The sequence below is a fragment of the Flavobacterium sp. genome (genome assembly GCF_047602195.1).
Taxonomy (GTDB): Bacteria; Bacteroidota; Bacteroidia; order Flavobacteriales; family Flavobacteriaceae; genus Flavobacterium.
Window position 1 is genome coordinate 473,049 of sequence record NZ_JASGHW010000002.1, and the last position, 18,397, is coordinate 491,445.

Below are 18,397 nucleotides of genomic sequence, written 5' to 3' on the forward strand. Positions count from 1 at the left end.
CGAATTTCTCTATACTTTTGCAGCATAATTTAAAAATCATATCTGATGAAAGTTGCTGTTGTTGGCGCTACCGGAATGGTAGGCGAAGTCATGCTCAAAGTGTTGGCCGAAAGGAATTTCCCGATTACCGAATTGATCCCGGTCGCTTCGGAAAAATCGATCGGTAAGGAAATCGAATACAAGGGCGACAAATACAAGATTGTGGGCATGCAGGAAGCCGTCGACAAACAGCCGCAGATTGCGATTTTTTCGGCGGGCGGAAGCACTTCTTTGGAATGGGCCCCGGTTTTTGCTGCCGCAGGGACCACGGTAATCGACAATTCTTCGGCCTGGCGCATGGACCAGACCAAAAAACTCGTCGTTCCCGAAATTAACGCTTCAGAATTGACCCAATCGGATAAAATCATCGCCAACCCAAATTGCTCGACCATCCAGATGGTCTTGGCTTTGGCTCCATTGCACAAAAAATACAACATCAAGCGCGTCGTGGTCTCGACCTACCAGTCGGTGACCGGAACAGGCGTTAAGGCGGTTCGCCAGCTTGAAAACGAATACGCCGGCGTTCAGGGTGAAATGGCCTACAAATATCCGATCCATAGAAACGTCATCCCGCAAATCGATGTGTTCGAGGAAAACGGCTACACCAAGGAAGAAATGAAAATGGTACGCGAAACGCATAAAATCCTCGACAAGAACATCGCGGTGACCTCGACTACGGTCAGGATTCCGGTCGTGGGCGGACACAGCGAATCGGTCAATATCGAGTTTGAGCATGACTTTGACGTGAACGACATCCGCAAAATTTTACACGAAACCCCGGGCATTACCGTACAGGACAACATCGACACTTTCACGTATCCGATGCCGATGTATGCCGAAGGCAAAGACGATGTGTTCGTGGGCCGTATCCGCCGCGACGAAAGCCAGCCGAACACTTTGAATATGTGGATTGTGGCAGATAATCTCAGAAAAGGCGCTGCCACCAATGCAGTTCAAATCGCCGAATATTTAGTGGCGAACCATCTCGTATAAAAAGAAATTGATCCAAAATAAAAAGAGCGCCTAAAATGACGCTCTTTTTTTATTGGTTTGATCGAATCAATGATTATCGGTCATGACGATTTTGTATGTTCCGTTGGTGACGTTAATTACATCGGCGGCGTTGTCTTGATTGTATAGTTTACAGCTAAATGTTCCGGTAACCGTCTTGATTGGGTAAGGGCCATCCATACCTTCAGCGACACTGGTGATCGTAAAGGTGCTGCCGGTTTGGCTTCCTCCCATAGAGGTATAAGTAAGCCCTTCAGATATGGTGTACCCAATGTCTACGCCTTTGACGAAGGCATCGTCTTGAGCAAAAGTGATGTAGTTGGTCGGTAACGTAGTCATTGTTTCATGGAAATGCTCGGTTTCGTCTTCATCGTTGCCATTGTACATGTTGTCGAAAGAGACATAAATGAACTTGTTGAAGTTGCCTATTGGCGAAAACATACCGCCATACGAAAACGATCCGCTGGTGATAGTTCCCCCTCCTGAAATACTGGTGATCGCCGTGTAGGTTGTTTGGCTTGTAAAATCGTTGAGCTTAAAGGTGTAATCAAACGCAGTTCCATTCATACCACCTCGTACATAAGAGTATGGTTCCGTGTTGGTCGGAACTGGAACAACTACTTGAGTCGAATCCCCGCTGTCATCAGAGCTGCAGGAAAATAAAATAAAAGGCAAAGCCAGTAAAAATAATTTTTTCATGTTTGTTTTGTTTTGTTTGTGAATTCCTACAAATCTATGATTTAAAATGTTTTCACAAAGTGTTAAGGTATTTTTAACATTTACAGAAGTACATTTGTAGCAATGAAGAAAAAATTCGCCTTGCTCAATCTTTCGCTACTGTTTGCGGTATTGTCCTCGATACTGTTCCAATCGGTGCATTCGTTCGAGCACATCGTGGCCGAATTTACCGAGCACAAGTGCGAACATTCGCACGCCACCGGCAAGGACCAGATCACGCACCAACACCACAATTTTGACCATTGTTATTCGTGCGAATTCAGTTTCAGCAATTTTGTTGCGCCGCAGATTTTTGAATTTTCTTTCTTTGCGCCGTACAAAACCATCCCTTATTTCTTTACCGTTCCCGAAACGCCTACCGCCTTTTCAGGCAGTTCGTATGCGCTGCGCGGCCCGCCCTTTTTTATAGTCTAGACTTTTTTGGGTTTCCCGGTTTTTTGATCGGGAGCCATTGGCTATCACTATAAAATCAACTCCATGAAAAATACAATACTGGCCCTATTACTAGGGTTTTCGGCTATGATCTATGGCCAGAACAAACTGTCGGGTACCATCACCGACAACAACAACCAACCGCTTACGGGCGTATCCGTTTACGCCCCCGATTTACACAAAGGCACCACCACCGATGCCAACGGAAAATATGTCCTGAACAACCTTCCCAACGGAAAAATCAATATTATCTTTTCCTACATCGGTTTTTCGACTGAAAATAAAACCATAACGGTATCAAACTCCGAGACCGTCCTTGATTTCGCAATGCAAGAAAACATGCACCAGATGGACGAAGTCATTGTTTCGACCGCCTTCAGCAAACTCCAATCGCAGAATGTCATGAAAGTCGAACGCGAAAACCTCAAATCGATCCGGCAAAAGGGCGTACCGACCTTGGTCGAAGGCTTGGCCACGATTCCGGGCGTTGCGCAGGTTTCAACCGGCGCCTCGATCGGCAAACCCGTTATCCGCGGTTTGAGCGGCAATCGCGTTTTGGTCTATTCGCAAGGCGTGCGGCTCGAAAACCAACAATTTGGCGACGAACACGGACTCGGTCTCAACGACTCAGGCATCGAGAGCGTCGAGGTCATCAAAGGCCCAGCTTCGCTTTTATATGGTTCGGATGCCTTGGGCGGCGTGCTGTATTTCAATCCCGAAAAATTCGCCGAGGCCAATACATTCAAAGGCGATTTCAGCCAAAGGTTGTTCTCGAATACACTCGGCAGCGGCTCGGGTTTGGGTTTGAAAGCCTCGACGGAAAACTGGAAATTCCTCGTCCGCGGCGCTTATGCCACACATGCCGATTATGAAGTGCCCGAGGGCGAGCGCGTGACCAATACACGCTACAATGAAGGCGATTTGAAGTCGGCAATCGGTTACAGCAATGCGTCTTTTTCGACCGTGTTGCGCTACAACTTCAACCGACTCGACCTCGGCATTCCCGAAGAAGGCATCGCCGAACAATCCGAAGACCGCAAGACCATGCTGCCACGGCAGGCCGTTGACAACCATATTTTGAGTTGGCACAACAATTTCTTTTTTGGGAATTCCACGCTCGACGCCGATATCGGTTACATTTTGAACGACCGCAGCGAATTCGAGGACAGCTCCACTGCGGCCCTGCACATGAAACTCAGCACGCTCAATTACGATTTGAAATACCATTTCCCGAAATTCGGCCAGTTTGAAATCATTGCCGGCATCCAAGGCATGCACCAGGAAAACAAGAACTCGGGCGAGGAATTTTTGATTCCCGATGCAACGACCGATGATTTCGGGGTTTTCGGAACAGCCAATTACCAATGGAAATCGAATGTATTGCAGGCCGGAATCCGTTACGACAACCGCAAGATCTCGAGTGAGGAACACGGCATTCTGGGCGAAGAAGGTTACTTTCAGGCCATCGACAAATCGTTCGACAGTTTCAACGCCTCATTGGGTTACAAAACCGATCTGGCCAAAAACTTTACGATGCGCCTCAATTTGGCTTCGGGTTTCCGTGCACCGAACTTGGCCGAGCTCACTTCCAACGGCGTCCATGAAGGCACCAACCGCTACGAAATCGGGAACGGCAATTTAAAAACCGAGCAGAATTTCCAAACCGATTTGAATTTCGAATACGATTCGGAGCATTTCGAGTTTTTCGTCAACGGATTTTACAACCACATCAGCCACTACATTTATGCGATGCCGACGGGTGAAGTCCTTGACGAAAATGACGTCTTCACCTACACGCAGGACAATGCCAAATTGTACGGCGGCGAGGCCGGCATCCATTTCCACCCGCATCCGCTCGATTGGCTGCATTTGGAGAGCAGCTTCGAGACCGTGACCGGAGAAAAAAGATCCCGAAGCGTCGGGAGTGATTATTTGCCGCTGGTTCCGGCCAACAATTGGAACAATACGCTACGCACCGAATTCAAGATCAGGAAATGGCTCGAAAACGGTTACGCGCGATTGAATGTCTCTACGACTTTCGACCAGAAAAACGTGAGCGGTTTTGAAACCGAATCTGACGGATATACGTTGGTCAACGCTGGGTTTGGTGGAAAAATCGTCCTCGGGAAAACGGCCTTTGAAGTCAGCCTGAGCGGCAACAACCTATTCGACAAAACTTATATTGCGCATTTGTCGCGTCTCAAAAACGACGGGATTCCGAATATAGGGAGAAATGTCATTTTTGGATTGAATTTTAATATATAGTTGCAAAATTGATAAGCCACGAATCACAAATTATAGTATTAAAATTCGTGAATTCGTGGCTTTCTATTCCTGCCTTGTTGCGTATTAAAAACGGTTGTCGCCGTCGAGCAAATTCCCAAGCCCGCCGAGCAAACTGCCTTCTTCACGGCTGCTTCCGCCGTTTTTAGGAGCCGAGGCAATAATGCGGTCGGCCAATCTACTGAACGGAAGCGACTGGATGTAAACCGTTCCCGGTCCGCGCAAGGTCGCAAAGAACAAACCTTCACCGCCGAACAGTGAATTTTTGATCCCGCCGATGAATTCGATGTCATAATCGACGTCCTTGGTGAATCCGACGATGCAACCGGTATCGACTTTCAAGACTTCGCCCGGAGCGAGATCGCGTTTGGCCAAGGTACCGCCCGAATGCACGAACGCCATACCGTCGCCTTCGACTTTCTGCATAATGAAACCTTCACCGCCGAACAAGCCACGCCCGAGTTTCCTCGAGAATTCGATGCCCACCGAAACGCCTTTGGCCGCGCACAGGAACGCGTCCTTTTGGCAGATGAATTTGCCCTGGAATTCGCGCAAATCGATTGGGATGATTTTGCCGGGATAAGGCGAGGCGAAACACACTTTGCTTTTGCCTGCGTTTTGGTTCAAATAGGCCGTCATGAAAAGACTCTCGCCTGTGAGGACACGCTTTCCGGCCGAAAGCAATTTGCCGAACAAGCCACTCTGTTGCTGCTGGGACCCGTCGCCAAAAATGGTTTCCATCTGGATGCCGTTTTCCATCATCATGAAACTGCCCGCTTCGGCGATGACGACTTCCTGCGGATCGAGTTCGATTTCGACGTATTGCATTTCTTCGCCGTAAATGTGGTAATCAATTTCGTGTGCCTGCATGATTTTCGTTTTTAAGATTAGTGATGCGTAAATGTATCTGAAAAAAACGTACGGGTCAATTGCAGTTATGCTTTGTTTGCGTTAAAATACAGATGTTCAAAATTTTATGTTTTTTGTTTCGGATATTTTAGTAATTTAGAAACAACTTTGAAAAATCCGCTAACTAATAAAACTTTTGATATGAATTCGAAATTTACAATGATCGTCAGAATCCTGTTGGGAATCATCCTTGTTGTATTCGGAAGCAACAAGTTTTTGCATTTCATTCCGATGCCGCCGCCGTCCGGTTCTGCGGGAGATTTCATCAACACCCTGGGTGCTTCAGGCTATATTTTCCCGATGCTGGGTGTGGTGGAAGTGTGCATCGGCGCGATGTTGTTGTGCAAGCAGTGGGTGCCATTCGGGATCATTTTGCTCGCCCCGATTTCGCTCAACATTTTGTTGTACCATGCCTGTTTCGGCGTTCCCGGGATTTGGGTCGCGGTACTGGTATTGACGCTCAATATCATCTTGATTTACAAGCACTGGCGGTTGTATGCGCCGTTGTTCAATTGAATTCAAAGACCCAACGCTTTCAGGAATGGAAGCGTTTTTTAATAATCCAATTTTACCGAAGCCATTCCGGCCTGGATCCTGCCTTTCTTGCGGTTGATGTAAGCCGAGGAATTGGTCGCCTTGAATTTGCGCGGATTCGGTAATATGGCCACGATTCCGGCGGCTTCGCGTTTGGTCAGGTTCTTGGCGCTTTTGCGGTACCAGTATTTTGAGGCGGCTTCGGCCCCGTAAACGCCGTCGCCCATTTCGATGCTGTTCAGGTACACTTCCATGATGCGCTCCTTGCTCCAAAAGACTTCAATCAGGATGGTGAACCAGGTTTCGAGTCCCTTGCGCAACCAACTGCGGCCCTGCCACAGGAACACGTTTTTGGCGGTTTGCTGTGAAATGGTACTGCCGCCGCGCAGTTTTTTACCTTTTTCGTTGCTTTTCATCGCTTTTTCGATCGCGTCGAAATCGAAGCCGTGGTGTTTGAGGAAAGTCGCGTCTTCGCCCGCAATGGCCGCTTTCTGCAAGTTGACCGAAAGATTCTCGATGGGCTCCCAGTCATGGCTGCACACCATATCCTTGCCATCAAACAGGTTTTCGACCGCACGGATGGTCATCAGCGGCGTGTAGAAAACCGGCACGAAGCGGAACACAATCACCAAAAAGACCGAGAGCGCTAGAAACCACAGCACCGTTTTCTTGAATATGCGAAATATCTTTTTTACCATAATTTAAATCAAATCGGCGAGTTCGGTCCCGATCAGGCTGCCGATGGCCACACCCATTCCGCCGAGCCGCACGCCGCAATATACGTGTTGTGAAATTTGTTCTACTATCGGTTTTTTGCTCGCGCCCATACCCATAATGCCGCTCCAACGGTGTTCGATTTGGAACTCGCGCCCGGGCAGGATGACTTCGCGCAGCAACTGCTCGAGCTGGTTTTGGATGAGTGCCGTTTGTCCGAACTCGGTGGTTGTTTCGCCTTCGAAATCGAGGTTGCGGCCGCCGCCGAACAGAATCCGGTCTTCGAAATTGCGGAAATAATAATAGCCCTTGTCCAGATGGAATGTACCCTTGATGTCCAAACCCGGAATCGGTTCGGTAATCAAAACCTGGGCACGTGCGGGCTTCACACTGCCGTTGGTCAATTGGGAAGCAAAACCGTTGGTCGTAAACAATAATTTTTGGGTCGTAAAGGAAAAATCACCCAAAGCGACTTCCACTCCCGATGTTTTTTCGGTGAAGGCCGTGACAGCTTGGCGGTTTAAAATCAAAATGTTTTCGGAAACAGCCAATTTCAGCAATGCCTGCATCATGTTTCCGGTATCGATTTGCGCCTCAAACGGGTTGAACACCAGGTATTCGTGGATGCCATGGAACCCGAAACGGTCGAACTCCTTGATAAATACATCCGATTTGAACAAGGGTTTGAGGATTTCGTTGATGAATGGGATTTTGGCCAAACATTCCCGGTAACCCAATTCATCTTCTTTGAGAAACAATTCATAGCCGCCATAGGGACGAAAATCAATGACGCTGTCGCCCAATTTTTTCCTGAGCATCTGCAAACCTTGCCAGCGCTTCTGGATGAGCTCGATGACTTCTTCCTCGGAATGCGTGTGCAAATCGTCAATGATTTCAGAAATGCTGCCGAAACAGGCAAAACCCGCATTCTTCGTACTGGCACCTTGCGGGAGCATCCCTTTTTCGAGCACGAGGATTTTGCTTTGCGGGAACCGTTCGCGCAGACGCAAGGCAGCGTGCAGGCCGACAATTCCGCTGCCCACTATCGTATAGTCGACTTCGGCAAACCAATTTTTCCGTTCCCAAAAACTCAATTCCATGAGGCGCAAAATTTGCATAAAAATAACGGTTTCAGGTTAGAATCAGAAAAATTTTTATCCGGCTTATTTGGTTTGGTTTTAAATTGAACAAAAATCAGAATAAACATACAATTTATACACATATCCCAATAACGAAACATGCATTTTGTCGATTTGTTAATTATTTTCTTTAAATATTGAATTATTATTTGGATTAAATTCTATATTTGGCTCACTAATTCTAACTAATACCATCCCAAATTATGAAAAACAGGTTACTCACGATTGCGCTGTTCGCAATCACAGGTTTTTCCTTTGCCCAATCGGGAAAGACCATTTGGAAAAACACTGCCCAAAAACCACAGGCAGTAGTCGTCGCCAACAAAACCAACATTAACAATCCCAGATTATTCGAGCTCGATGCCACGACGCTGAAACAACAGCTTCTGCAGGCCCCGAGTCGTTTCGGCACAGCCGCAAAATCGGGCGTGATCGTTTCGTTCCCGAATGCCAGTGGCGGCATGGAAAATTTCCGCATCAAGGAATCATCGAACATGGACCCGGAACTCGCAGCGCGTTATCCCGAAATCAAGTCTTATATCGGACAAAGTGTCGATGACGCCGCCTCAACCATTTATTTGAGCATTTCGCCATTGGGACTACAGACCATGGTCATCCGTGGCGACCAGTCGGCCGAATTCATCGAACCGTACACGACCGATCTAAGCGCGTACGCCGTTTACAGAAAATCGGACAAATCGGCTGCCATGGGCAGTTTCGAATGCCGTGTGGCCGATGCGGCCATCAGCGGCGAAGCGCTTACTGCAAGACCGAATGCCGATGATGCGACTTTGCGCACGTTCCGTTTGGCGATGTCGGTAACCGGAGAATACACTGCCTATTTCGGCGGTACGAAAGCACTCGCGCTCGCGGCGATCAACAATACGATGACACGTGTGAACGGGGTTTTCGAGAAAGATTTTGCCGTACGCATGGTGCTGATCGCCAACAATGACGCGGTGATTTACACGAGCGCTTCTTCCGATCCGTATTCGAGTGCTTCTTCTGGGGCAGGCGGCGCGTGGAATTCGGAACTGCAAAATACCTTGACCAGCGTAATCGGCAATGCCAATTATGACGTCGGACACTTGTTTGGCGCATCGGGCGGTGGCGGAAATGCCGGCTGCATCGGTTGCGTTTGCGTGGCCAACCAAAAAGGAAGCGGATTTACTTCGCCTGCCGACGGCATCCCATCGGGAGACAACTTCGATATCGATTATGTGGCGCACGAATTGGGCCACCAGTTTGGCGCGAACCATACCTTCAGCCACAGCAACGAAGGTACCGGCGTTCAAATGGAACCCGGTTCCGGCTCAACGATCATGGGCTATGCCGGGATTACCTCGAAAGATGTGCAGCCGCACTCTGATGCCTATTTTCATGCCGTGAGCATCCAACAGGTGACCAACAACATCAAGAACAAAACCTGTCAAACCAATACGGCTACAGGAAATTCAATCCCGACTGCCGCCGCGGGTGCCGATTACACGATTCCGAAAAGCACACCTTTTATGCTAACGGGTTCAGGAACAGATGCCAATGGCGATGCGTTGACCTATTGCTGGGAACAATTCGACTCCCAGACTTCTACCGCGAATCCGAGCGCGACCAAAACAACTGGCGTCATGTTCCGTTCGTATACACCAACGACTTCCCCGACACGCTATTTCCCAAGAATGCAATCGGTTTTGGCCGGTGCCACCACCACTTCGGGTTCTGAATTGGTTGTGGAAGCGATTCCTTCGGTAGCGCGTACGATGAACTTCCGTTTCACCGTTCGCGACAACCGCGCCGGAGGTTCAGGAAACAACAGTGACGATATGATCGTGACCGTCAACGGAACCGCTGGACCCTTCTCGGTAAGTTCTCCTAACACCGCCGTTTCTTACGTAGGCGGAAGCTCACAAACCATCACTTGGGCTGTGGCAGGAACTACAGCCAATGGTGTTAACTGTGCCAATGTAGACATCTTGATTTCGCACGACGGTGGCAACACCTGGAATATGTTGTTGGCCGCTACGCCAAACGACGGTACGCAAGCCGTGACGATTCCGAATGTAGCCGGCACCCAAAACCGCATCATGGTCAAAGGGACCAACCATATTTTCTTTGACGTATCCAACACCAACTTTACGATCACGGCCGGTTCAACCGATACCGTAGCGCCTTCGGCCCCGACCAACTTGGCGGCTTCGGGAACGACCCAAACCACGACCAACTTGTCTTGGACCGCTTCTACCGATAACGTAGGCGTGACGGGCTATGACGTGTATCAAAATGGTGTATTCAAAGCCAATACTGCTTCGACTTCGTATGCCGTAACCGGATTGACTGCCTCTACGGCGTACAGTTTCTATGTAAGAGCCAAAGATGCAGCGGGTAATGCTTCGGCCAACAGCAATACGGTCAATGTGACCACACTTGCTCCGGCTCCGGACACAACCGCGCCGTCAACTCCGACCAATCTGGCTGCTTCAGGAACAACGACAACGACCACCAATTTGTCTTGGACTGCTTCTACCGACAACGTAGCAGTGACCGGATATGACGTGTACCAAAATGGTGCATTCAAAGCCAACACGGCATCGACTTCTTATGCCGTAACCGGATTGACCGCAGCCACCGCCTATTCTTTCTACGTGATAGCCAAAGATGCAGCAGGCAATTCATCGGCACAAAGCAATACAGTGAACGTAACCACCGGAAGCGTGACACTGACTTACTGTACTTCGGCGGCGACCAATACCAATGACGAACGCATCGGCAGGGTGGTTTTCGGGACGATCAATAATCCGTCTACCGGAACAGCCGGATACGAGAATTTTACCGCTCTGTCCACCAATGTGACGCGCGGCACCTCGAACACGATCACCATTACGCCAACCTGGACCGGTACGGTATACAGCGAAGGCTATGCGGTATTCATCGATTACAACCAGGATGGCGATTTCACGGATTCGGGTGAAACCGTTTACACAAGATCGGCTACGACCACCACGCCAGTTTCGGGAAGCTTTACGATTCCGGCCACGGCTGCTTTGGGAGCGACCCGTATGCGCGTATCGATGCGTTACAATGCCGTTCCATCAGCTTGCGGATCGTTTACCTACGGACAAGTGGAGGATTACACCGTCAACATCGTATCTGCCGCCAGAGAAATGGAAGAAACGATTGAAAACACCGCCAAGCTCAACATCAGCCTGTATCCAAACCCGGTAAAAGGAGATGTAATCAATGTTTCAAATGTTGACGCAGGTTCTTTCCGCATTGTGAACATGCTCGGGCAGGAAGTTTCGAAAGGAAAAGTAGAAAACGGCACGGTTCCGGTTTCGAACGTCCAAGCGGGAACTTATTTGCTCGAAGTGACTGCGAACGGCCAATCGGATGTGAAGCGTTTTATCAAACAATAAAGAATCGCTTTCCAAAAAGCAAAAGCCATCTCTTAACGGGATGGCTTTTTTGTTGCAGCCGATTCGAAAAAATTCCTTTGCGTTGACCCGAATTTTTCCCGAATTGACTACTTTTAGCATTCAAAAATTACAATCGATTATGAAAAGAATTTTGTTCTTAACCTTACTGACCATGAGCATTCCCGCTGCCTATGCCCAAAACGCCATGACACCCGAATTGCTTTGGAAACTCGGCCGCGTGACCGGTCTCGGCATTTCCAAAGACGGAAAAAATGTCGTTTACAAAGTCTCCACGCCTTCGGTGGAAGACAACAAGTCGACTTCGAAATATTTTACGGTACCCGTAACCGGCGGCAATGCCGTTGAAGTAAGCGATTACAAATCGTTGCTCAACGACAAGAATGTTTCCGTCGATGGAAAATATTTGGTGTACAGTGAAGAAGTCAAACTCGAAAATGTCCTTGGAAAAGACTTTTATCCCGAACTCAAAAAATCGGAGGTGCAAATCTACAACGGCCTGGATTACCGCCATTGGGACACCTGGAACGAAGGCAAATTCAACCACGTTTTTTACAAGGAAAACAAGGAAGGCGCCAAAGGAACCGACATCATGAAAGGCGAAACGTTCGATTCCCCGCAGAAACCTTTTGGCGACGACGCCGATTACATCTGGTCGGCCGATGGCAAAAGCATCCTGTATGTGTGCAAGAAAAAAGCCGGCACCGCTTATGCCATCAGTACCAATACCGACATTTACGAATACCTCCTCGAATCTGGAAGAACCATCAACCGCACCGAATCGAATTTGGGTTACGATGTCGCGCCGCAATTGTCCCCTTCGGGCGATTTGAGCTGGCTGCAGATGAAACGCGATGGTTACGAGGCCGACAAAAACGACATCATCGTCAGCTTCAAAGGAAGCAACATCAACCTGACTGCGGGTTGGGACGGCACCGTCGACCGTTTCAAGTGGGCGCCCGATGGCAAGAAAGTGTATTTCATCGCGGCAGTCGATGGCACCAAGCAATTGTTTGAGGTGAATTTCCCCGGATTGACCAAAATCGCGGTTACCGTCAAGCAAGTGACCAAAGGGGAATTTGATGTGGTCGACCTTGTCGGATTTTCAGCCAATTCAATTGTTGTGGCACGCAATGACATGAACCATGCTCCTGACTTGTACAACTATGATTTGAAGAAAAACACCTGGAAACAATTGACCAACGCCAACGAATCCATCTACAAGACTTTGGCTTTGAGCAAAACCGAAAGACGTTACGTGACCACCACCGATGGCAAAAAAATGCTCGTTTGGGTCATCTTGCCTCCCAATTTCGACCCCGCCAAAAAATACCCGACCTTATTGTATTGCCAAGGCGGACCGCAATCGCCACTGACGCAGATGTATTCGTTCCGTTGGAATTTCCAATTGATGGCCGCACAGGGTTATATCGTCGTGGCGCCGAACCGCCGCGGAATGCCGGGTCATGGTGTCGAGTGGAATGCGTCGATCAGCAAAGATTGGGGCGGGCAAGTCATGCGCGATTATCTTTCAGCAATCGATGACGTTTCGAAGGAAGCCTATGTCGATAAATCGCGTTTGGGTTGCGTAGGCCCAAGTTTTGGCGGTTATTCGGTGTTTTACCTGGCCGGCATCCACAACAATAGATTCAAGTCGTTTATCTCGCACGATGGGGTTTTCAACCTCAAGAGCATGTACGGCACCACCGAGGAGATTTTCTTCAACAACTGGGACCACGGCGGCGCGTACTGGGAAAAGGACAATGCCGACGCGCAGAAAGCCTACAATGAATTCAACCCGATCAACAACATTGACAAATGGAACACCCCGATTCTGATCATCCAGGGCGGCAAGGATTTCCGCGTACCGATCGGACAAGGGCAAGAAGCCTTCCAGGCAGCGCAGTTGCGCGGCATCAAAAGCCGTTTGCTGTATTTCCCGGAGGAAAACCACTGGGTATTGAAACCGCAGAACGCAATCGTTTGGCAGCGTGAATTTTTCAAATGGTTGCAGGAAACATTGTAACGACAAGAATAAAGATATTGGCCACGAATTCACGAATTATTATAACAATTCGTGAATTCGTGGCCATTTGATAAATGCAAAAAAAATCCCGACCTGAAGTCGGGATTTGTATTATTGCGGGTCGTGCATCTTGAAACTTTCCATGAATTTCGTGGTGTAGTTTCCGGCGACGTAATCCGGTTCGTCCATCAATTGACGGTGGAAAGGGATCGTGGTCTTGATGCCTTCGATCACGAATTCGTCGAGTGCGCGCTTCATTTTGCTGATCGCTTCCTCACGGGTTTGCGCGGTGGTGATCAATTTGGCGATCATCGAGTCGTAGTTCGGTGGAATGGTATAGCCTGCATAAACGTGCGTATCGAGACGGATTCCGTGGCCGCCCGGTGCGTGCAGGGTCGTGATTTTGCCCGGTGACGGACGGAAATCGTTATATGGATCCTCGGCGTTGATGCGGCATTCAATTGAATGCAGGTTCGGGAAATAGTTCTTCCCTGAAATCGGAATTCCGGCAGCCACAAGGATTTGTTCGCGGATCAAGTCGTAATCGATGACCTGCTCGGTAATCGGGTGTTCGACCTGGATACGCGTGTTCATTTCCATGAAGTAGAAATTGCGGTGCTTGTCGACCAAAAATTCTACGGTTCCGGCACCTTCATATTTGATGTATTCGGCAGCTTTTACAGCGGCTTCACCCATTTTATTTCTGAGCTCATCGGTCATGAATGGCGATGGCGTTTCTTCGGTCAATTTCTGGTGACGGCGTTGCACCGAACAGTCGCGTTCCGACAAATGACAGGCTTTTCCGTAAGAATCACCCACGACTTGAATTTCGATGTGGCGTGGTTCTTCGATCAGTTTTTCCATGTACATCCCGTCGTTTCCGAAAGCGGCTCCGGCTTCCATACGTGCGCTTTCCCAAGCCTTGAGCAATTCGTCGGCTTTCCAGACGGCGCGCATTCCTTTTCCACCACCACCGGCAGTTGCCTTAAGCATGACCGGATAGCCCATGTCTTTGGCGATTTTCTCGGCTTGTTCGAACGATTCCAAGATTCCGTCTGAACCAGGTACGCAAGGTACGCCTGCGGCTTTCATGGTGGCTTTGGCAGTGGCCTTGTCTCCCATTTTCTCAATCATTTCAGGCGAGGCACCGATGAATTTGATGCCGTGCTCCTGGCAGATTTTAGAGAATTTGGCATTTTCAGACAAGAATCCGTAACCCGGGTGGATCGCGTCGGCATTGGTGATTTCGGCCGCAGCGATGATGTTGGACATTTTGAGGTAAGACAGGTTGCTCGGCGGCGGCCCGATACAAACGGCCTCGTCGGCAAACTTGACGTGGAGGCTTTCGGCATCGGCAGTCGAGTAGACCGCGACCGTCTTGATGCCCATTTCGCGGCAGGTCCTGATGACACGCAACGCGATTTCGCCCCTATTTGCGATTAATACTTTTTTAAACATCTTTGTTGAATTAGAAAATTAGACAATTTTGAAAATTAGATAATTCTGGAAATCCGAAATCGATGCAATGCATCAAAATTCTGAAATCTAAAATCTAACATCTAAATTTCTATTAAGATGGATCTACCAAGAACAATGGTTGGTCGAATTCTACCGGTGACGAATCGTCTACCAAAATCTTGACGATTTTTCCGGACACTTCCGATTCGATTTCGTTGAAAAGTTTCATCGCTTCGATGACACACAACACATCGCCTTTGGCAACAGTGCTTCCTACTTCTACAAACATGGGTTTGTCTGGGGCCGGTTTTCTGTAGAACGTTCCGATGATCGGCGACTTGATGGTCACATATTTTGAATTATCGTCGGCAGCGGCGGCTGGAGCAGCAGGTGCGGCGGCTGGAGCAGCGGCAACGGGCGCAGCGGCCTGTGGCAAAGCCTGTTGTGCAGGAGCCTGCTGTACATAAGTAATTTCTGGCGTATTGCCTTCCAAAGTCGTACGGATGGTAACCTTCACGTTGTCCATTTCCAGTTTCACTTCAGCAACACCCGTATTGGAAACGAATTTAATCAGGTTTTGAATTTCTTTTAAATCCATAATTATTTGTTTTATAGTTTAGTTATTGTTTGTTGTAAGCCCATTTGAGGTAAATCGCACCCCATGTGAATCCGCCGCCGAAAGCCGCGAAAATGAGGTTGTCCCCTTTTTTGAGTTTGTGCTCGAAATCGGACAACAACAAAGGCAAGGTAGCCGAAGTCGTATTGCCATATTTCTCAATGTTCACGAGTACTTTGTCTTCTTCGAGCTCCATTCTGCTGGCGGTTGCATCGATGATGCGCTTGTTGGCCTGGTGCGCGACGAGCCAGTTGACATCGTCCTTGGTCAGGTTGTTCTTCTGCATGATTTTCTCGCTCACGTCGGCCATTCCGGTTACGGCATATTTGAACACGGTTTTTCCGTCCTGGAACACATAGTGCTGGCGGTTTTCGACGGTTTCCTTCGAAGCCGGCAAGATTGATCCACCTGCGTCAATCTTCAAATATTCGCGCCCGATGCCATCGCTGCGCAGGATTTCATCGATGAGTCCGAGTCCGTCGGTATTGGGCTCAAAAAGAACAGCGCCAGCGCCATCTCCAAAGATAATGCACGTGGCGCGGTCGGTATAATCAATGATCGAGGACATTTTGTCGGCACCGATCAACAGTACTTTCTTGTACTTTCCGGATTGGATAAACGATGAGGCAGTCGACATTCCGTAAAGGAAACCGGAGCAGGCCGCCTGGAGGTCGTAGGCAAAAGCATTGACGGCTCCAATTTGGGTGGCCACATAAACGGCGGTTGCAGCTACTGGCATATCGGCAGTTGTTGTCGCCACGATAACCAAATCAATTTCTGCAGGATTGACGCCGCTTTTTTCAATGAGGTTTTCGGCGGCCTTGATGGCGAGGTAAGACGTTCCGAGTTTGTCGCCTTTGAGGATTCTTCTTTCTTTGATTCCGGTGCGCGTGGTGATCCATTCGTCATTCGTATCGACCATCGTTTCGAGCAATTGGTTAGAAAGCACAAAATCAGGAACATACGCGCCAACAGCGGTGATTGCGGCTGTGATTGTATTCATATTTTTCTATTATTTCCTTCCCAAACCGAGGGCTTGGTTAAAGAGGTGGAATTTACAAAAAATTCTAAAACTAAATCCGTTTAGAACAGCTTTTTATTAAAAATGAGAAACAACAAAAAACTCCCACTTCGCGGTGAGAGTTTGAGTCTTGTTTATCGTGAAATATTAGGCAAGCGCAACTGGTGCTTTGTCAATAACCACTTGTCCTCTGTAGTACATTTTACCTTCGTGCCAGTAAGCTCTGTGGTACAAATGCGCCTCTCCAGTTACCGGGCAAGTTGCGATTTGAGCAACAGTAGCTTTGTAATGTGTTCTTCTCTTATCTCTTCTGGTTTTGGAGACTTTTCTCTTAGGATGTGCCATTTTACTATTTATTTATCCGTTAATAGATTCTTTAATTTGTCCCAACGCGGGTCGGTATCTTCTTGTTTTTCTTCTTTTTTATGGTCCTTGACAGACAATTCGTTCAGCTTATCGAGCGCGGCCGATTTTAATGTGCCGTCCTTGATTCCCGGATGTACTTTTTTGAGCGGAATCGACAACGCGATCAATTCATACACATATTGTTTGATATCAATCTGGTGTTCGCCGTGCGGCAGAATCAGCAACTCCTCATTGTCGTTGTTGAATTCCTCACCGAATTGCACCACCAGTTTAATCTTCCCTTTTACGGGCAAATCGAACATCTCGCCGGTCAAATCGCAAGGGACGTGAACCGTTCCGGAATGCTTGAAAGCCAGCTCGAGCATGGTACTTTTCTTCTCTAAAATTACATTTACTTTGATGTCGGCGCTTTCAAATTCGTCGTAATCAAAGTCATCAAAGAACGCTTTAGTAACCTGATAATCAAATTGGTGTTTCCCCAGTTTTAATCCCACAAATGGAATTAAAAATTCATTCGTTACTTTCATACCACAACAATTTGAGCGTGCAAAGATAAAAAATTATTGTACAATCAAAACGCTTGACGGCATTTTTTTATCTATTATTTCTCTCCTCCTGTTTTTCCTTGACTTTCATGGGGTTGGCGCTCATTTCGGCGTAATGGTTTCGCGAATTGAACACATCGATGGCCAAGTAAACCGCTTCCTTGAACGAATTGAAATCGGCTTTGTCCTTACCGGCGATGTCGTAAGCCGTGCCATGGTCGGGCGAGGTGCGTACTTTATCGAGCCCGGCCGTATAATTCACGCCCTTTCCGAAAGACAAGGTCTTGAACGGAATCAACCCTTGGTCGTGGTAGGCCGCGATGATCGCATCGTAATGCTCGTATTGGCTGCTGCCGAAAAACCCATCTGCCGGGAACGGTCCGAAAACCAAAGTTCCCTTGTCGAATAATTTTTTGAGCGTCGGCTTGAAAATATTTTCTTCTTCCTTGCCAATCACCCCGTTGTCACCGCTGTGCGGATTGAGTCCGAGGACAGCAATCTTCGGTTTCGGGATACTGAAATCCTGGATCAACGTTTTTTTGATGGTCTCGATTTTCTGCGTAATCAAAGCCGGCGTCAAGTGCGAGGCGACTTCGTTGACCGGCACGTGATCGGTCAGCAATCCCACACGGAGGTTGTCCTGCACCATCAGCATCAATGCATTTCCTTCGAGCTCCTGGTTCAGGTAATCGGTATGTCCCGGAAACTTGAATTCTTCCGATTGGATGTTGTATTTGTTGATCGGGGCGGTGACCAATACATCGACATCGCCATTTTTGAGGGCCTCAGTCGCCGCAACAAACGACTTGATCGCATGTTGACCGACATTTTCATCATTGGTTCCGAAATTAATGTCAACGCCATCGCGCCATACATTCAAAACATTGATTTTCCCGGTAATGATTTGGTCGAGTTTGTCAATGCCGTGCAGCATCGCGGTCGATTCGAATGTCTTCTTGACAAAAGACAACACCTTGACATTGGCAAAAATAACCGGCGTGCACAATTCGAGCATCCGCGAATCCTCGAATGTTTTCAATACGACTTCTGCGCCAATACCGTTCAGGTCTCCGATGGAAATCCCGACGATGATATTTTCTGCTTTTTTCATCCTTTCGACTGGTTATTTATTGCTAAT

General features: G+C 48.3%; 16 protein-coding genes. 6 read left to right on the forward strand and 10 right to left on the reverse strand.

Going from position 1 to position 18,397, the window contains the following annotated elements:
• Nucleotides 1-45: 45 nt before the first annotated feature.
• The gene (locus QM717_RS03070; protein ID WP_415034716.1) at nt 46-1,032 is read left to right on the forward strand and encodes an aspartate-semialdehyde dehydrogenase; all 987 of its coding nucleotides are present in this window, start codon (nt 46-48) and stop codon (nt 1,030-1,032) included.
• Between the two features lie 66 nt (nt 1,033-1,098).
• Here the strand turns inward: QM717_RS03070 and QM717_RS03075 are convergent, their stop codons facing one another.
• Nucleotides 1,099-1,617 (reverse strand): hypothetical protein, encoded by a 519-nt coding sequence (locus tag QM717_RS03075; RefSeq protein ID WP_415034718.1) that lies wholly within the window; start codon nt 1,615-1,617, stop codon nt 1,099-1,101.
• 234 nt (nt 1,618-1,851) lie between these two features.
• Here QM717_RS03075 and QM717_RS03080 point away from each other — a divergent pair, with 234 nt between their 5' ends.
• Nucleotides 1,852-2,202, forward strand: a complete 351-nt coding sequence (locus tag QM717_RS03080; protein ID WP_415034720.1) for a hypothetical protein — start codon at nt 1,852-1,854, stop codon at nt 2,200-2,202.
• Between the two features lie 63 nt (nt 2,203-2,265).
• Nucleotides 2,266-4,485, forward strand: coding sequence for a TonB-dependent receptor (locus QM717_RS03085; protein WP_415034722.1), 2,220 nt, complete (start codon nt 2,266-2,268; stop codon nt 4,483-4,485).
• Between the two features lie 84 nt (nt 4,486-4,569).
• Here QM717_RS03085 and QM717_RS03090 read toward each other — a convergent pair whose 3' ends face one another.
• The gene (locus tag QM717_RS03090; RefSeq protein WP_415034724.1) at nt 4,570-5,373 is read right to left on the reverse strand and encodes a TIGR00266 family protein; all 804 of its coding nucleotides are present in this window, start codon (nt 5,371-5,373) and stop codon (nt 4,570-4,572) included.
• 180 nt (nt 5,374-5,553) lie between these two features.
• Here QM717_RS03090 and QM717_RS03095 point away from each other — a divergent pair, with 180 nt between their 5' ends.
• Nucleotides 5,554-5,928, forward strand: a complete 375-nt coding sequence (locus tag QM717_RS03095) for a DoxX protein (RefSeq protein ID WP_415034726.1) — start codon at nt 5,554-5,556, stop codon at nt 5,926-5,928.
• Between the two features lie 38 nt (nt 5,929-5,966).
• On the opposite strand, the gene mtgA is transcribed toward QM717_RS03095, so the two are convergent.
• Nucleotides 5,967-6,644: a monofunctional biosynthetic peptidoglycan transglycosylase gene (mtgA, locus tag QM717_RS03100; protein ID WP_415034728.1), complete on the reverse strand. Its 678-nt coding sequence runs from the start codon at nt 6,642-6,644 to the stop codon at nt 5,967-5,969.
• Nucleotides 6,645-6,647: 3 nt separating this feature from the next.
• Nucleotides 6,648-7,760: an NAD(P)/FAD-dependent oxidoreductase gene (locus QM717_RS03105; protein WP_415034730.1), complete on the reverse strand. Its 1,113-nt coding sequence runs from the start codon at nt 7,758-7,760 to the stop codon at nt 6,648-6,650.
• A gap of 242 nt (nt 7,761-8,002) precedes the next feature.
• Between QM717_RS03105 and QM717_RS03110 the strand changes: the two genes are divergently transcribed.
• Together QM717_RS03110 and QM717_RS03115 are read left to right on the forward strand one after the other, a co-directional pair.
• Complete coding sequence (locus QM717_RS03110; protein WP_415034732.1) at nt 8,003-11,209, forward strand: reprolysin-like metallopeptidase; 3,207 nt, start codon at nt 8,003-8,005, stop codon at nt 11,207-11,209.
• A gap of 139 nt (nt 11,210-11,348) precedes the next feature.
• Nucleotides 11,349-13,253, forward strand: coding sequence for a S9 family peptidase (locus QM717_RS03115; protein ID WP_415034734.1), 1,905 nt, complete (start codon nt 11,349-11,351; stop codon nt 13,251-13,253).
• Nucleotides 13,254-13,364: 111 nt separating this feature from the next.
• On the opposite strand, the gene accC is transcribed toward QM717_RS03115, so the two are convergent.
• The 6 genes from accC to pdxA form a co-directional block, all read right to left on the reverse strand.
• Entirely contained in the window at nt 13,365-14,711 is a 1,347-nt protein-coding gene (gene accC / locus QM717_RS03120; protein WP_415034736.1) for an acetyl-CoA carboxylase biotin carboxylase subunit, read from the reverse strand.
• A gap of 112 nt (nt 14,712-14,823) precedes the next feature.
• Nucleotides 14,824-15,309 carry an acetyl-CoA carboxylase biotin carboxyl carrier protein gene (gene accB, locus QM717_RS03125; RefSeq protein ID WP_415034738.1) on the reverse strand — a complete coding sequence of 162 codons (486 nt, stop codon included), beginning with the start codon at nt 15,307-15,309 and terminating at the stop codon, nt 14,824-14,826.
• 22 nt (nt 15,310-15,331) lie between these two features.
• Entirely contained in the window at nt 15,332-16,330 is a 999-nt protein-coding gene (locus tag QM717_RS03130; RefSeq protein WP_415034740.1) for a beta-ketoacyl-ACP synthase III, read from the reverse strand.
• Nucleotides 16,331-16,495: 165 nt separating this feature from the next.
• Nucleotides 16,496-16,693, reverse strand: coding sequence for a 50S ribosomal protein L32 (gene rpmF, locus QM717_RS03135; protein WP_415034742.1), 198 nt, complete (start codon nt 16,691-16,693; stop codon nt 16,496-16,498).
• Nucleotides 16,694-16,701: 8 nt separating this feature from the next.
• A complete protein-coding gene (locus tag QM717_RS03140) occupies nt 16,702-17,241 on the reverse strand; it encodes a YceD family protein (RefSeq protein ID WP_415034744.1) in 540 nt (179 codons plus the stop codon).
• A gap of 67 nt (nt 17,242-17,308) precedes the next feature.
• Entirely contained in the window at nt 17,309-18,370 is a 1,062-nt protein-coding gene (gene pdxA / locus QM717_RS03145) for a 4-hydroxythreonine-4-phosphate dehydrogenase PdxA (RefSeq protein ID WP_415034746.1), read from the reverse strand.
• Nucleotides 18,371-18,397: the final 27 nt, after the last annotated feature.

What these genes read in the sequence shown, in the direction of transcription:
- QM717_RS03105 (WP_415034730.1), bottom strand. Translation starts at nt 7,760, where the DNA reads ATGGAATTGAGTTTTTGGGAACGGAAAAATTGGTTTGCCGAAGTCGAC.
- accB (WP_415034738.1), bottom strand. Translation starts at nt 15,309, where the DNA reads ATGGATTTAAAAGAAATTCAAAACCTGATTAAATTCGTTTCCAATACG.
- pdxA (WP_415034746.1), bottom strand. Translation starts at nt 18,370, where the DNA reads ATGAAAAAAGCAGAAAATATCATCGTCGGGATTTCCATCGGAGACCTG.
- QM717_RS03080 (WP_415034720.1), top strand. Translation starts at nt 1,852, where the DNA reads ATGAAGAAAAAATTCGCCTTGCTCAATCTTTCGCTACTGTTTGCGGTA.
- QM717_RS03075 (WP_415034718.1), bottom strand. Translation starts at nt 1,617, where the DNA reads ATGAATGGAACTGCGTTTGATTACACCTTTAAGCTCAACGATTTTACA.
- QM717_RS03070 (WP_415034716.1), top strand. Translation starts at nt 46, where the DNA reads ATGAAAGTTGCTGTTGTTGGCGCTACCGGAATGGTAGGCGAAGTCATG.
- accC (WP_415034736.1), bottom strand. Translation starts at nt 14,711, where the DNA reads ATGTTTAAAAAAGTATTAATCGCAAATAGGGGCGAAATCGCGTTGCGT.
- rpmF (WP_415034742.1), bottom strand. Translation starts at nt 16,693, where the DNA reads ATGGCACATCCTAAGAGAAAAGTCTCCAAAACCAGAAGAGATAAGAGA.
- QM717_RS03140 (WP_415034744.1), bottom strand. Translation starts at nt 17,241, where the DNA reads ATGAAAGTAACGAATGAATTTTTAATTCCATTTGTGGGATTAAAACTG.
- QM717_RS03090 (WP_415034724.1), bottom strand. Translation starts at nt 5,373, where the DNA reads ATGCAGGCACACGAAATTGATTACCACATTTACGGCGAAGAAATGCAA.
- mtgA (WP_415034728.1), bottom strand. Translation starts at nt 6,644, where the DNA reads ATGGTAAAAAAGATATTTCGCATATTCAAGAAAACGGTGCTGTGGTTT.
- QM717_RS03115 (WP_415034734.1), top strand. Translation starts at nt 11,349, where the DNA reads ATGAAAAGAATTTTGTTCTTAACCTTACTGACCATGAGCATTCCCGCT.
- QM717_RS03130 (WP_415034740.1), bottom strand. Translation starts at nt 16,330, where the DNA reads ATGAATACAATCACAGCCGCAATCACCGCTGTTGGCGCGTATGTTCCT.
- QM717_RS03110 (WP_415034732.1), top strand. Translation starts at nt 8,003, where the DNA reads ATGAAAAACAGGTTACTCACGATTGCGCTGTTCGCAATCACAGGTTTT.
- QM717_RS03085 (WP_415034722.1), top strand. Translation starts at nt 2,266, where the DNA reads ATGAAAAATACAATACTGGCCCTATTACTAGGGTTTTCGGCTATGATC.
- QM717_RS03095 (WP_415034726.1), top strand. Translation starts at nt 5,554, where the DNA reads ATGAATTCGAAATTTACAATGATCGTCAGAATCCTGTTGGGAATCATC.